The following is a 14234-nucleotide window of genomic DNA, read 5'->3' as shown; positions in this document are numbered from 1 at the left end:
GTGCTGGAGCAGCAGACGAGCTTCGACGGCGCGCAGCGCACCGGGGTCGCCCGCCGCTTCGACGCGGGCGGTCACCTCGTGCGCGCGACCGTGCCGTCGTACGACGTGACGAAGGCACCGTATACCTGGTGGACCGACTTCGATCCGCTCGGCCGGCCGGCGAGTAAGTCGATGGTGCTCGACGATCCGAACATCGTGCGCTCCGAGAGCTATTTGTACAGCGGGCTCACCACCACGACCAGCTTGACAGGCACGTACACCGGGCCGACCCGGACGCGCACCGAGGACCTCGCCGGCCGCGTGCTGCAGACCACCGACGGCGCGGCTGGCCGGGTGCGCTTCCGCTACGAGCCGCTCGGGCTGCTCGCGCTGACCGAGGATCCGAAGGGCAACGTCAGCACCAGCACGTACGACGCGCGCGGCCGGCTGATCGGGATCCAGGACCCCGACAAGGGGCCTCACGTCTACGAGTACGACGGCTTCGACCAGCCGATCACGCGCACCGACGCGCGCAACGCCGTGATCCGTACCGTGTACGACACGCTCGGCCGGCCGACCCAGCGCACGATCGACGGCGCCCCGACGCCGCTCGCGACCTGGACCTACGACGTCAAGCGCAAGGGCGCGCTCGACGGCGAGCGCTCTGGAAACGGGTTCGTTCGCGCGCCGTCGTACGATCTCGCCGGCCGGGTGACCCAGCGCACGACCGAGATCGACGGCCGCAGCTTCGTGACCGACTACGGCTACAACTGCCGCGGACACCTGGTCTCGGTGCGCTACCCGAGCGGCAAGGAGCTCGGCTTCGATCGCAACGAACGCGGCTACCTCGCGCACGAGGACGACTGGGGCTTCAGCGCGGGCCCTCGGGTCACGCTGCGCACGATCGACGCGGTCAGCGCACGCGGCGCGGCCGAGCAGGCCACGCTCGCGAACGGCGCCCAGGACAAGCTCGCGTACCTCGCGGCGACCGGCCAGCTCGCGAGCCACCAGGTCGTGACCGGCTCGACGAAGCTCCTCGACGCGAGCTATCGCTACGACGATGCGGCCGCCAACCTGACGGCGCAGACCAACAACGTGCTCGGCGTCACCGAGGCGTACCGCTACGACGGCGTGAACCGCCTCGATCGCACGACCCGCACCTTCGCATCGGGCCCTGCGACGGTGGTGACCTACGCGTACGACGCGGTCGGCAACTTCACGTCGAAGAGCGATCGCGCGACCGGGTTCGTGTACGGCAACGCCGCGAAGTCAGCGCCGACGCTGGCCGGGCCGAACGGCCTCCGCAGCTACACCCGCGCCGGCGGCGGCACGGTGTCGGACTTCCGCTACGACGCGAACGGCAACCTGATCGCGGGCGACGGGCGCACGCTGGTCTACGACTGGGTGTTCGAGGTGCCGACGTCGATCGCGCGCGGCGGCGCGACGACGACGTTCGCCTACGACCCCGAGGGCGCGCGGTTCAAGAAGGTCGAGAACGGCAGGACCACGTACTACGTCGACGGCAAGCTGTACGAGCACACCGAGGACGCCGCCGGCAACCAGACGCTGCTGCACTTCGTCGGCGGCAGCGTGCTTCAGACGCTCGCGCGGCCCGCCGGCAGCCCGACCGCGAACCAGACCACGAGCTTCCTCCACGGCGACCGGCTCGGCTCGACCGAGCTCATTACCCCGGGCACCGCGGCCGAGCTCGCGACCGCGATCGCGGCGAACATGCTCGAGCGCCACGCGTTCGATCCGTACGGCGCGCCGCGCAACCCCGACTGGACCGACGGCAGTGGCGTGTGGGCGTCACCGACCACATCGCGCGGCTTCACCGCGCACGACCACCTCGGCGACCACCAGCTCGTCCACATGAACGGCCGGGTCTATGACCCGCTGCTCGGCCGGTTCGTCAGCGTCGATCCGATCGTGTCGGAGCCGCTGAACACGCAGGCGTTCAACCGCTACGGCTACCTGTCGAGCAACCCGACGAGCGGCACCGATCCGAGCGGGTTTGCCGGCGTGGTCTACGAGAGCGGCAAGGACATCGACGAGGAGCTCATCGTAACCGCGAAGTGCCCCGACGCAACGTGCCGGCGCAACCGCGACGCGCTTCGCCAGCTCAACCTGAGGCGGGCGCGCCCCGGACGCTTCGAGGGACGCGGAGTCGACTTCGATCGCGGCGGTCAGACCTACATCAAGAACGATTCCGGCGACGGCGTGGGCCGACGCATCGTCGAGAACCGCCTCGACCCGGGTGGATTTTCAAGGCCGACTGACACGCGTGGGTGGCTCGAGCAGAATGGGCTCGACACATGGGAGAAGTGGAATCCGTTCCGCGGATTCGTACGGCATTGGCAGAAGGCGACGTTCGAGTCGACCCTTGAGGAACTCAACGAAGCGTCGGCCGCGGTGCCGTTGGGTACGCCAGTCGTAAAAGCCGTCACAGGTTCGCTGTTGGCTGGCAAGGGCATAATTGCGGCCAGATTTGCGGCCGGCAATGCGCGTCACGCCGCCGCGGTTGAGGTGATGGCGAAATGGCTTGAGGAGGGGGGGTACGCGACCCGCATCCGTCCGAGGAACTGGCTCGATATTCCCGGACGTTTCCGCTATCCAGACATCGAGGTGTGGGAGCCCCTGGCGGGTAATGCGCGGGTGCTGGTGGGGTTCGTCGAGGTGAAGACGGGCAGAGCGTTCCGATCGATTGCCCAGATTTGGAAGGATGCATATATGGCGTCGCAGGGGATCCCGACACGCGTGGCTTCGTTTCCCCACGGGGTACCATGACGAAGAGTCGGCTGGGGCGCTGGTGACACGGATCTCCGAGCCGAGCTGCGCCGGAAGTAGAGCTCGCGCGTCGGCCGAGTGCTCGTCGGTCCACACGTGGGTCGTCGGCGGCACAAGACGAGCTGCGTGACGGTGAATGGGATCTCGGTCGCGGTGTCGCTGGCGTTCCTGCTGCCGGTGGTGCCGCGCCCGGAGCGCAAGCCCGGCGGTGGGTGAGCGTGGGGGAGTTTGGCGGGGGAGTTTGGGGTAAGAATACCTAAGCAATTTTTACTCTGACCCCGAACTACCTACGCGCAATGGCACGGTGTCACACACCTACGGCTCTGAGGCCGATTTCGTCTGCGCCGCCGCGGCGTCATGGGTGTCGTGGTGATCATCGAGCGCTCCGAAGGCGTCACTAGGCGCGGGTGCGCTCTCGCAATTCGGCGGCGGTTGGTTCCGGAGTATCCGTAATTGGGTGCGCATGAACCGCAACCGCTCGCGGGTATACGCAGAACTGCATCATCTTCAGCCGGAGCGTGGCGCCCGCCTGGAACCTGGCTGCATCGTGGTGCAGATGAGGCAGTTCGATGCTGACGCCGGTGCCGTTGGCCAATACTTCGGCGCTGGCGCGCACGATGGGCCCGGTGCGCTGAACGGCGGTTACGCGCACCTCGATACCGGGCGAGCCCAGGTCCGCAAGACGCAGGTCGCCGGGGCGTACGTAGAGGTCGGCGGGGCCGTCGGGATGGATGATGTCGGTGACCAGCGGTTGCTCGGCGCCGCGCAGGAACACCTTGCGTCCGTGCATTTCGGCGTCGAGCACGTTGGTGCCGCCCAAAAAGTCGAAGACGAACGGCGTGCGCGGGTGCTCGTACACCTCGTCCACGGTGCCGACTTGCTCGAGGCACCCACGGTTCATGATCACCACCCGGTCGGCCAATTCCAGCGCCTCTTCCTGGTCATGGGTGACAAACACTGTGGTGTAGCCGGTCCGGTTGTGCAGCTCGCGCAGCCAGCGGCGCAGGTCCTTGCGCACCTTGGCGTCGAGCGCGCCGAACGGTTCGTCCAAGAGCAGCACGCGTGGTTCGATCGCCAGGGCGCGGGCCAGGGCTACCCGCTGTTTCTGGCCGCCGGACAACTGGTGCGGGTAGCGCCGCTCCAGGCCGCCGAGCTGCACTAGGTCCAGCAGCTCGACGGCCTTGCGGCGCATCTGAGCCTTACCGGGCCGCAAGAACCTGGGCCGCACGCGCAGACCGAAGGCGATGTTGTCCAGCACGCTCATGTGCTTGAACAGTGCGTAGTGCTGGAACACGAAACCGACGCGGCGCTCACGCACGGGCTTGCGCGCCATGTTCTCGGCGCCGAACAGAATCTCCCCGTAGTCCGGAAATTCAAGCCCGGCGATGACGCGCAGCAGCGTCGTCTTGCCGGAGCCGGACGGACCCAAGAGCGCGATCAGCTCACCCGACCGGATGTCGAGATTAACGTCCACCAGCGCGGGAAAGCCGGTGAAGCTTTTGTGGATGTGGCGGATTCGAATGTCCATGAGGAGCTCCGTCAATGACGTTGAGAGGCCGAAAGCTCGGCGCCGTGGCGTGCTTCGAGGAAGGACTTCAGTGCGAGCGTGATCAAGGCCAGTCCGGCCAACAGCGAGGCCACGGCGAAGGCCGCGGCGAAGTTGTATTCGTTGTAGAGGATTTCGACGTGCAGCGGCATTGTATTGGTCTCGCCGCGGATGTGGCCGCTGACCACGGAGACCGCACCGAACTCGCCCATGGCGCGGGCGTTGCACAGCAGCACGCCGTAAAGCAGGCCCCATTTAATGTTCGGTACCGTGACATGCCAGAAGGCCTGCCAGCCATTCGCGCCCAGGGACAGCGCCGCTTGCTCGTCGTCCGTGCCCTGCTCCTGCATCAGCGGTATCAACTCGCGCGCGATGAAGGGAAAGGTCACGAACACCGTGGCCAGCACAATACCCGGCACGGCGAAGATGATGTGGATGTCGTGCGCGGCCAGCCAAGGACCGAACCATCCCTGCGCGCCGAACATCAGCACGTAGATCAGGCCGGCGACCACCGGCGACACCGAAAACGGCAGGTCTATAAGCGTGATAAGGAAGAACTTGCCGCGGAACTCGAACTTGGTAACGGCCCAGGCCGCGGCCACGCCGAAGACGAGATTCAGCGGCACTGCGATGGCGGCGACGGTGAGGGTCAGCCGGATCGCCACCAGCGCGTCGGGCTCTTTCAAGGACTCCCAGTACAGCTTGAAGCCGCCGCGCAAGGCCTCCGTAAAGACAGCGACTAGGGGAAGCAGAAGAAACGCCATCAGGAAAGCGAGCGCGCCGGCCGTCAGAATCCAGCGGACCCAAGGCTGCTCGGTGATTACCGCATTGCGCTGTAGCAGCGGCTCGAACGGGAGCGTTGGCGGATCGAGCAGTGAGTGGTCGATCTGCGGACTCACGCTCCAGCTCCCTGAAGCACAGGATGAGGCAGTGCGGGTCCGGCATGGCGCTGGGTCCGGTGGCGGTTGGTCCACGCCTGCAGCGCGTTGATGACCAGCAACAGCGCGAAAGAGATGACCAGCATGGCTGCCGCCACCGCGGTGGCGCCCGCATAACTATACTCCTCCAGCTTGATGACAATGAGCAGCGGCGCGATCTCGGAGACATGCGGCAGATTGCCGGCGATGAAGATCACCGATCCGTATTCGCCGACGCCGCGCGCGAACGCCAGCGTGAAGCCGGTCAAGAGCGCGGGCAGGATGGCCGGAAAGACAACCCGGCTCACCGTCTGCCAGCGCGTTGCGCCGAGCGAGGCGGCAGCCTCCTCCAGTTCCTTCTCGGCGTCCCTCAGCACCGGCTCCACCGTGCGTACCACGAACGGCAGGCCGACGAAGGTCAGCGCGACGACGATGCCGAGCGGCGTGTAGGCCACCTTGATGCCCAGCGGTTCCAGAAACTGGCCGACCCAGCCGTTGCCCGCGTAGAGCGCCGTCAGTGCGATGCCGGCGACCGCGGTCGGCAGCGCGAAAGGCAGATCAATCGTCGCATCGAACAGCCGCTTGCCCGGAAACTCGTAGCGCACGAATACCCAGGCCACGAGCATGCCGAAGACCAGGTTGATGGCCGCCGCGATCAGCGCCGTTCCGAAGGAAAGCTTCAGCGCCGACAGCACACGAGGCGAGCCGAGAATCGGCAAGAGGCCGTCAAGACCGAGCCCGGCCGCTTTGACAAATACCCCAGCGAGCGGGATGAGCACGATCAGGCTGAGGTAGATCATCGTGTAGCCCAGCGTCAGTCCGAACCCCGGGATCGGGGAACGGCTGAGCGACGGGTGCTTCTTGGTAATTGATGGCATCGTGGTGCTCTCTTACGGCAATGTGAGCACGGCGGGTATGGGCGCAGCGCCCAGGGCTGACCAGAGCAGGAGCAGGCCCATGGCCAGTTGCGCCCACGCGATCCAGCGGACGATATGGCGGGTCATTGGTGGGGTCCTATTTCCGCCATGCAATTGGTCCAACGTACCGCCTGCGCCGAAATGCGTGGCCTGCGTACATCCGCCGAAACGGCTCGTCCACGGTGACGCGCTTGACCTCCTGAAAGCGTTTCAGGTTGGCTGGGTCCGCGTGCACCTGCCGGTAACCGTGCTTGGCGGCCAGAGTGCGAAGATTCAGCGAAAAGAACATCGGGGAACAGCACCATGTTGCGTAATCTAGCAGACGATTGCTTATCGCAATAAATAATCTATCCTAATTAATAAATAACTATTATGCATAACGTAAGAAGACATCACCCGCCCGAAACGGCCCCGTACCGGCCGCTGTGCGGCTCCCGAATGGACGACTGCCGTCCACCGGGACGAGGACACCACTGCTGAGATCAGGGCTCGGCCGGCCGAAGTGACTTCCCGCGGCCACATCCACCCCGTATTCAGTGGCGGCACCAACCTGCGCCGTGGTCTCAAGGCCATGGACAATGACCTTGGCGCCTGATTCGTGGAGAAGAGCGATCAAGATCATAGCCCGCGCCACCGCGGCCTGACTCTCCCCGATCGCCAGGCAAGTGCGGTCGAGTCGCACGTAATCCGGTTGAAGCTCCAAAACGTCTTCGAGAATATTTTCCCTGCGGACCCCGGAGGTGGCGTTCATAGCCAGGCGATACCCGCGCCGCCGGTAGTTTCTTAGCGCGGCTTGCGTTCGGCGGCGTTCATCGGCGTCCCTCGTGCTCGGCGGATCGCTTTGGATCACGATGCGCTCCGGGATCAAGCCGCAGCGATGCAAGAGACCTTCGAAGTACTCGCCATGTTCATGCGGACTCAGGATATGGCGAGCGTGCACGTGTAGAAACAAGCTGGCGTCGTCGTACTCCTGGCGCAGGAAATTGAGCATATGCACCGTGCGGCACAACCGATCCAGGTACACGATCGCCGCCGCTTCGCGGGCGCTCGCAAAGACCTCGGGCGCCGGTAGCGCCGCGTAGTTCGCACCGATCGCGCGCAAATACGCTTGATGGCCGACGACGAGACGCCCGCTGGACGCGATCGCGACGAGGGGCTGAAACACGCTCCTCAGCCGCAGCGGTCCGAAATACCCCTCGACCGCCCCGTAGCGCGAACGAATCGGATCCTCGGGCAGGAAGCGCATAGGCGCGACCCGCATCTGGTCATTGAAATAATCGATGATCTGACTGACCGGCATACTGCTCCTCCTACCGCATATGAAAAATCATTGCGGGACACGATACTAACGTGTCGCGTTTGTGAGGTCCGCTCATGGATACGAGCGGACCGGCGGCTGCCGGTCCGCTACGCTTGGGATTAATCCTATAGTTTCGCCAGTGCCACCTCGGTCGATTTCGCCAGCGCCAGCGCCTCCGACCCCACCTTGAGATCGAGCTCTTCGATCGAGCGTGAGGTGATCACTGAGGTCACTATTCCTGACGGCGTTTCGACATCCACCTCCGAGAGCACGGGTCCTTCGACGATCTCCTTGATCTTTCCGCGAAACTGATTGCGAACGTTGATCGCTTTAATGGTCATGGTATATACCTCATGTTATCTAGGTTAAACTCACGCGGCAGCACGTAGAGTGCACCCGCTTACTGATGCTCGTCTCTACGAGCTGTCCGTCACCTGCTCCCTATGTGCTTACCCGCACCCTGAGAACACTCGCGGCCGATCCCGCTAGCTCCCCTCACGCTTAAAAGACCCCGGCCCGAGCGGACCGGGGAGGTGGTGGAGGCAGGAGCGCATGATCTGGCCGCGCCACATTGCGGTTGAGCACGTCTAACCGATCCATACCCAATCGTCCTCTTTGCCCAGCTCACGCCAATCGGCTAGGTCGTCTGCATCCGCGCGCGCGCCGATGTACGCTAGGGCCAGCGTGAGAAAGACGCCGAAGCTGCCGACGAGCAGACCCAGAATAAAACCCCATATAAAATCGGTCATAAACGTTTCCTCTGTCTAAAATGGGTTAATGGTTAACGCCCTCTATTGTTTTGCTCACTGTCCATGGATCTGATCGAACACCCCGCCATCGGCGAAGTGGACCTGATTGGCTTTCTTCCAATCGCCCACTATTTCCGCGAGCGTAAACAGCGTCAGCTTCGGGAACTGGGAGGCGTATTTGGCCGCGACCTCCGCATCCACCGGCCGGTAAAAGTGCTTGGCGACGATCTCCTGGCCTTCCTTGGTGTAGAGATACTCAAGATAGGCGCGCGCGGCCTCGATCGTGCCGTGCTTGTCCGCGACCTTTTCGACCACGGCAACCGTAGGCTGGGCCAGGATGCTGCTTGGCGGCACGACGATGTCGAACTTATCCGGGCCTAACTCCCTGCCGGCCAGCAGAATCTCATTCTCCCAGTTGATAAGCACATCTCCGATGCCACGTTGGACAAAGGTGGTGGTGGCGCCGCGCGCCGCGGTATCGAGCACCGGCACGTTCTTATAGAGCTTGGCGATAAAGTCTTTGGCCTTGGGCTTCGTCACGATTCGATTTCAGCAAGGCGTAACCCCAGGCGCCGAGGTAGTTCCAGCGGGCGGCTCCTGAGGTCTTGGGATTCGGTGTGATCACCGAGACGCCGGGCTTAACGAGGTCGTCCCAGTCCTTGATCCCCTTGGGGTTACCCTTGCGCACTAGAAAGGCCATCGTGGAGGTGTAGGGGGCACTCGAGCCCGGTAGATCGGATTGCCAGTTCTTGCGGATGAAGCCCGATTTCTCGACGATGGCATCGATGTCGTAGGCGAGTGCCAGGGTCACCACGTCCGCCTCGAGCCCGTCGATTACGGCGCGTGCCTGCTTACCGGATCCGCCATGCGACTGCTGCACGGTCACGGTATCGCCGGTCTTTTCCTGCCAGTGTTTCGCGAACGCCGCGTTGTACTCCTGGTACAGCTCGCGCGTCGGATCGTAGGAGACGTTGAGCAAACGGATCTCCTTGGCCCACGATGCTAGCGGGTTGATCAGCGATAACGCTAAGGTGGTGACGGTCGCTGCGAGCAAACCTTCTCTTGTAAACATAGTATTTCTCCTTGGCTTTATTGGGATCGATCAAAAAGCGAGTTGCACCCGGCTGAGGACGACGTTTTCATCCTCCCGATCGCGCGGGGAGTCCACTGTGCCAGCGCCGCCGTCGAACACCGTGTGCTCGTAGTCAACGGCGAACTTTACGTTCTGATTGAGATACCAGTTCAAGCCCACGGCCCAGGCCGCCGCTTGTTCCGCCGCTGTGGTGGGATCGGCAAATGAATCGGCGCCGCCGGCGAAGCTGTCCTCGTCGAGATCCAGCTCGCTGTAGCGTGCTTTGATTTCGAAGGCGCCCCAATGTCCGTTTTCGATCGAGAACGGACGCGCGGGCTTCACGCCCTTATAGGTCGATTCCTCGCCGGTCAGGACATAACTCCCCGCGATCTGCCAGGCGTCGTGATGGAGATCCTCTTCACGGATCGTGGCGCCTAGCGCCCGGTCGACATCCTGGAAGACGCTGACGTATTCGGCGAGCAGCCCCCAGGGACCATAGTAGTAGTAACCTTGAGGCGAGAGCCTGAGCCGCTCGCCATCGGCGAAACTGCCCGCGCGATACGAGAAAAACCTCTGCTGGCCCGAGGTCCGGTACTCAGGCAGATTGGGCGAGGTAATGCTGCCGCGGGCATCGACATAGCTCACGGCAAAGCCTAAGCCGAGACCTTGCAGGGGCACGAAATCGCTTTGCAGAAAGGGATGGGCGAAGATCCGGGCCGCGAGATCCTTGTCGATGTTACTGTCCACATCACCGAAGTCCTCGCTCGAGCGCCCATGGTTGACCCCGTTCAACCACGCCAGCGAATAGCTCACGATCCCCTGGCCAAAATCGCCATGCAGCTCGACGCCGATGTCGCGATTCGGAACCAGGTTGTTGGGCAATGCGCGCTCGACAAAGCGGATGGCGGAGGCCGACTGCAGCCGCTCGATGCCAAAGGGGGTCTTGAACTTGCCGCCCTTGAGCTGGAACCAGGGGAGCAAGCGGGCATCGGCGTAAGCGTCCTGGATGACCGTCCTGCCGTTTCCGAAATCCGGCATGAAGCGGAAGTCGAAGATCCTGAAGACCGTGCCCTCCAGGATCTTCCGAAATCCGGCATGAAGCGGAAGTCGAAGATCCTGAAGACCGTGCCCTCCAGGATCGGGCGGGCGCGGCGGAGCAAATAGGTGTCGCCGTTCGTCCGGTCCTCGTCCTCGAAAAAATATCGGCCGTCGGCGTGCAGCAAGCCGCGCAGCTTCAACTGAAACGCGCCGTCATTGGATTTCAGAGCGAAGCCGTCGGCGCCCGCGGACACCGTGGCGGTCTGCTTGGCCTTCTCGGCAAGCTTGGTCTCCTGCTCGACCTCGAGCCGCCGCTCGAGCGTCCGCACCTTGAGGTCGAGCTCGTCGATGCGCTGCTGTACCGCGGGCGGAATGGCTTCCTCCGCGGCGAGCGAAGCATGAAAACCCGTGGCGAGCCCGCCGAGGAGGGTGAGGGTGAGCGTGGAGTGTCTCATAGAAATAATCTCCTATTTTCACGAGAACCTCCGGTGGCCCGGTCAGCTCCTGGTTAAATAAAGTCTCTTTATATACCTTCCAGTGAACTGGTGGGGTTAATAGGCCGGTCTGGTCAGTTCCGATTTACTGTCTTGCAGGGGCGGAGGAAGCACGGAGCTTTTCCTTGCGCTCGATCTGCACGATTTGTCCGTTGTGGACGGTGATCTCTACGGCGCCGTAGTGAAGCCCCTGAAGCGCCAAACGAATGTCCTCGACTGAGAGAGAGGGGGTTGACCGGTCCCAAGGGGGACTTTATCGCGATTGCCTTGCATGAATCTCTGGTCCAAAGTGATGCGGTCGTCGGTTCACAGGGCTGCTGCCACTGCGGGCACTGTAGCGCGGAAGATACGTTCGTCAAAAGAATATATTCTTATTTTTATATAGCTATATTGAATAAACACTGTTTGGACCGGGGTCCGGGAAGGATGGATGCGAGGCGCCCGCGCTAGCCGCGCAGGTCGTGGCCGTCAGGTTCGCGTTATGGTTCCCGTTCAGTAGGAACGCGCAAGGCGGCGGAGCCGCTGGCGCTGGTTCTGAACCCTACTTGGGGGCTCCGGCCACCTAGCCCTTTGGCAACCCCAAGACTAAAGTGCCCGCCGCAAGCGGCGCGCTAGTAGTGAAAAGTGCGAATCGCTTTTTAAAGTGCTACCAACGCGCGATCGTAATCCGGCTCGTGGGCGATTTCGGGGACAAGCTGTGTGAATATAACCCGGTCGTGTCCATCCAGGACCACGACAGCCCGCGCCGTGATCCCCGCGAGAGGACCGTCCTCGATCAAAACACCGTAGTCCCGAGCGAAGGCTCGCGATCGCATCAAAGAAAGTGGGATCACGTTAGCTGTCGCTTCCGCCTTACAAAAGCGTGTCATTGCGAACGGTAGATCCGCCGAGATCATCAAAAAGACCACATCGCCGTAGCCTTTCGCCGCGTCGTTAAAACGCTTCGTGGACGCGGCGCACACGGGTGTGTCGAGGCTTGGAACGATATTCAGTAGCTTCTTCTTGCCCTGGTATGTCGCCAAGGTGACATCATTCAATGCGCTGTCTACGAGGGTGAAATCGGGGGCCTGGCTGCCGATCGCCGGTAAATGGCCGTTGGTATGTATCGGGGCGCCCTTGAGGGTAATCGTTGCCATTTATTCATGCTCCTGACTGGTCGTTGAGGTACCTCACGGTCCAGGCGATCTTATCGCAGAGAGACCCCCACTCCGGCGATCTCAAAGCTTGCTCATCAAATCGCTGCCGAGGCTGTGGCGAACTCGTGGTAATCAGTTCTAATGTTGCTCGTCTTTCAGTCCGTCGGCGTATTCGTCGGGATCCAAAAGACGATTCATCTCATTCACGTCATCTGGTTTGAGCCGAAAGATCCAGCCTTCGCCGTAGGGATCACGGTTGACAATTTCTGGACTTTGATTGAGCGCCTCATTCACCTCCACGATTTCGCCGGACAGCGGACAGTAGAGATCCGATGCCGACTTTACCGATTCCACTACGGCGCATTCTGCCGTGGCCGGATAAGCACCGCCGACTTCCGGTAACTCTACGAACACCATATCGCCTAAAGCCTGCTGGGCATGATCGGTAATGCCGACCCGCATCGTACCGTCATCGAGTGGTTTTACCCATTCGTGGCTGGAGGTGTACTTACGGTCCTCGGGAATATTACTCATGCGTCGCTCGTGTCTCCTTGATGCGGTTCGATTCCGCTCTGCTCGCCGTCCACACAACGCGCCGATTCTTTGCCGTTCATTGCCCGGAACAAGCCTCTGCGCCCGTTCCATCACGAATTCCGCCTGCCTATGATAACGTGAAGATACCACCTTAAACGAACCATTGTAAAAGCGATACGGCATTCGAGCCATGAAAAAACCGGACATCATGCGCATCCTATCGGGCGGCCAGACAGGCGTCGACCGTGCGGCCCTCGATACCGCCCTGGAATTGGGGATCCCCTGCGGAGGCTGGTGCCCGCGCGGAAGGCGTGCGGAAGATGGACGCATTCCGGCACATTACCCTCTACGTGAGCTTGATTCCGAGCGCTATGGAGGCCGCACCGAACGCAACGTGCTCGATGCGGACGGGACCCTCATTCTGATACGTGGTGTAATGGACGGTGGTACGGCGCTGACGGCACGATGGGCGGCCCGCAACAGCAAGCCGAGAATAATCATTGACCTGCAACACCCACCGGGAACCGAGATTATTTACGGATGGATGACGGAAAACCGCATCGAGGTGTTAAACGTGGCCGGACCGCGAGAAAGCAAGCAGCCCGGGATTTACACGCAGGCCAAGGAGTTTTTGCTCGTTGTCTTTTGTTTCATCAAGAAACAAACAAGCTTTTCGCAATCGTTATGAATCGCTCGCCGCTTTACGGATGAAGAATTCCCACACCCGTTCGCGCTCGTCCCAACGCAGCATCTCGTGTCCACTGCGTACACAAAACGCCTGCAGGTCCACGACCGCCATGGGATCGGTCGCCAAGACCCGCAGGATTTGCCCCGGCTGAATCCGGTTCAGCTCGACCTTGGTCTTGAGCAACGGCAATGGGCACTTTAAACCCATTACGTCCAGTACGGCAGTTACCGGCAAAGCCGGCACCATGTCGTTCATGGGATTACTATATAATCAATCCGTAGTTTGCCGCCACCGGGTATGCGCCTCCCCTGCCTCGCGATCGACTCGCTTGTCATGACGGACCTCCCGTTACGACATCATCGGATCGACCGTCAGTCTATAAGTACGCTAGATTTCCTCCGTGGTTACGACGCTTACCGTATGGCGCGCTAGCCGCCCATATGATGGGCCCATAACCGTTTGCCGTGGGCGGGTCATGTACCCCTCTTCACTCACCAGTCCCAAGTAAATAGCCGCCTGTAGGATGGGTTTCTCATGTCGATCAGCCGGGAGAGCCGGATTTCGTCTACCGCTACAGCTTGTGTCCGTGTCATGGGGCTCTCCGGGTCACAAAATATCAGTGGGTGAATTCGTCAGGGACTTTCATCAAACTGTCGTCACGGAGCAACGACATGGGCACGATGTCTGAGAAATCATCCAGGGACCAGTTAACGAGCGTGTCTTCCCGGCTTACGTGTCGGACGTGAGAAGACTCCATCTCTCCGAAGCGTTCATTCAGATTCGCCACTGTGGTTTCCTCTTAATGTAGTCAAGGCTTGTTGTGCTCTTCTAGAGATTCAGGCGATTTGCGTGCCAGGAGCACGTCCGTGTCGCCCTCAGCTAGGCAATTCATTTGCTGGGACACGTAGTCTTAGCTAGCCCGCATTTCTCACCAATGTGTGGATACATGGGCTAAAGGCATTGATGAGGACATCAGAAAAGAAGACCGCTTGAATTAGCCGCTGCGGTCGAGACGCCAACAGGACAAATCGAGTAACTCATGGAGGTTTCTGTCGATAAGTGCAGGTGGTTTGAGGC

Annotated in this window: 13 protein-coding genes and 2 pseudogenes; 3 read left to right on the top strand and 12 right to left on the bottom strand. The window is 61.7% G+C overall.

The window, feature by feature from the left end; genetic code table 11:
* Positions 1 to 2766: hypothetical protein (locus M3436_14465; protein ID MDQ3565279.1), on the top strand; the 2766-nt coding region annotated here is incomplete at its 5' end.
* Positions 2767 to 3163: 397 nt separating this feature from the next.
* Here M3436_14465 and M3436_14460 read toward each other — a convergent pair.
* The 8 genes and pseudogenes from M3436_14460 to M3436_14425 all read right to left on the bottom strand — a co-directional run bounded on the left by M3436_14460 (position 3164) and on the right by M3436_14425 (position 10305).
* Positions 3164 to 4294 (bottom strand): sulfate/molybdate ABC transporter ATP-binding protein, encoded by a 1131-nt coding sequence (locus tag M3436_14460; GenBank protein ID MDQ3565278.1) that lies wholly within the window; start codon positions 4292 to 4294, stop codon positions 3164 to 3166.
* Between the two features lie 11 nt (positions 4295 to 4305).
* The gene (gene cysW / locus M3436_14455) at positions 4306 to 5154 is read right to left on the bottom strand and encodes a sulfate ABC transporter permease subunit CysW (protein MDQ3565277.1); all 849 of its coding nucleotides are present in this window, start codon (positions 5152 to 5154) and stop codon (positions 4306 to 4308) included.
* 53 nt (positions 5155 to 5207) lie between these two features.
* A complete protein-coding gene (cysT, locus tag M3436_14450; protein ID MDQ3565276.1) occupies positions 5208 to 6107 on the bottom strand; it encodes a sulfate ABC transporter permease subunit CysT in 900 nt (299 codons plus the stop codon).
* A gap of 409 nt (positions 6108 to 6516) precedes the next feature.
* Positions 6517 to 7446, bottom strand: a complete 930-nt coding sequence (locus M3436_14445; protein MDQ3565275.1) for an EAL domain-containing protein — start codon at positions 7444 to 7446, stop codon at positions 6517 to 6519.
* A 125-nt stretch (positions 7447 to 7571) separates the two neighbouring features.
* A complete protein-coding gene (locus tag M3436_14440; GenBank protein ID MDQ3565274.1) occupies positions 7572 to 7787 on the bottom strand; it encodes a molybdopterin-binding protein in 216 nt (71 codons plus the stop codon).
* Positions 7788 to 8033: 246 nt separating this feature from the next.
* The gene (locus M3436_14435) at positions 8034 to 8195 is read right to left on the bottom strand and encodes a hypothetical protein (protein MDQ3565273.1); all 162 of its coding nucleotides are present in this window, start codon (positions 8193 to 8195) and stop codon (positions 8034 to 8036) included.
* Between the two features lie 54 nt (positions 8196 to 8249).
* Positions 8250 to 9267 (bottom strand): annotated as a pseudogene (locus tag M3436_14430) (sulfate ABC transporter substrate-binding protein).
* 30 nt (positions 9268 to 9297) lie between these two features.
* Positions 9298 to 10305, bottom strand: coding sequence for an OprO/OprP family phosphate-selective porin (locus M3436_14425; GenBank protein ID MDQ3565272.1), 1008 nt, complete (start codon positions 10303 to 10305; stop codon positions 9298 to 9300).
* Between the two features lie 176 nt (positions 10306 to 10481).
* On the opposite strand from M3436_14425, the gene M3436_14420 reads away from it, so the two are divergent.
* Entirely contained in the window at positions 10482 to 10817 is a 336-nt protein-coding gene (locus M3436_14420) for a hypothetical protein (protein MDQ3565271.1), read from the top strand.
* A 67-nt stretch (positions 10818 to 10884) separates the two neighbouring features.
* On the opposite strand, the pseudogene M3436_14415 reads toward M3436_14420, so the two are convergent.
* The 3 genes and pseudogenes from M3436_14415 to gcvH all read right to left on the bottom strand — a co-directional run bounded on the left by M3436_14415 (position 10885) and on the right by gcvH (position 12469).
* Positions 10885 to 11016 (bottom strand): annotated as a pseudogene (locus M3436_14415) (DUF2292 domain-containing protein).
* A 421-nt stretch (positions 11017 to 11437) separates the two neighbouring features.
* Positions 11438 to 11935, bottom strand: coding sequence for a thiol peroxidase (gene tpx, locus M3436_14410; GenBank protein MDQ3565270.1), 498 nt, complete (start codon positions 11933 to 11935; stop codon positions 11438 to 11440).
* A gap of 138 nt (positions 11936 to 12073) precedes the next feature.
* Positions 12074 to 12469, bottom strand: a complete 396-nt coding sequence (gene gcvH / locus M3436_14405) for a glycine cleavage system protein GcvH (GenBank protein ID MDQ3565269.1) — start codon at positions 12467 to 12469, stop codon at positions 12074 to 12076.
* 190 nt (positions 12470 to 12659) lie between these two features.
* Here gcvH and M3436_14400 point away from each other — a divergent pair, with 190 nt between their 5' ends.
* Positions 12660 to 13157, top strand: a complete 498-nt coding sequence (locus M3436_14400) for a putative molybdenum carrier protein (protein MDQ3565268.1) — start codon at positions 12660 to 12662, stop codon at positions 13155 to 13157.
* Here the strand turns inward: M3436_14400 and M3436_14395 are convergent.
* Positions 13152 to 13412 (bottom strand): sulfurtransferase TusA family protein, encoded by a 261-nt coding sequence (locus M3436_14395; protein ID MDQ3565267.1) that lies wholly within the window; start codon positions 13410 to 13412, stop codon positions 13152 to 13154. The genes M3436_14400 and M3436_14395 overlap by 6 nt on opposite strands.
* Positions 13413 to 14234 lie beyond the last annotated feature (822 nt).

The organism is Pseudomonadota bacterium, from assembly GCA_030859565.1.
Classification (GTDB): domain Bacteria; phylum Pseudomonadota; class Gammaproteobacteria; order JACCXJ01; family JACCXJ01; genus USCg-Taylor.
This window is presented reverse-complemented; position numbering and strand designations above follow the sequence as displayed.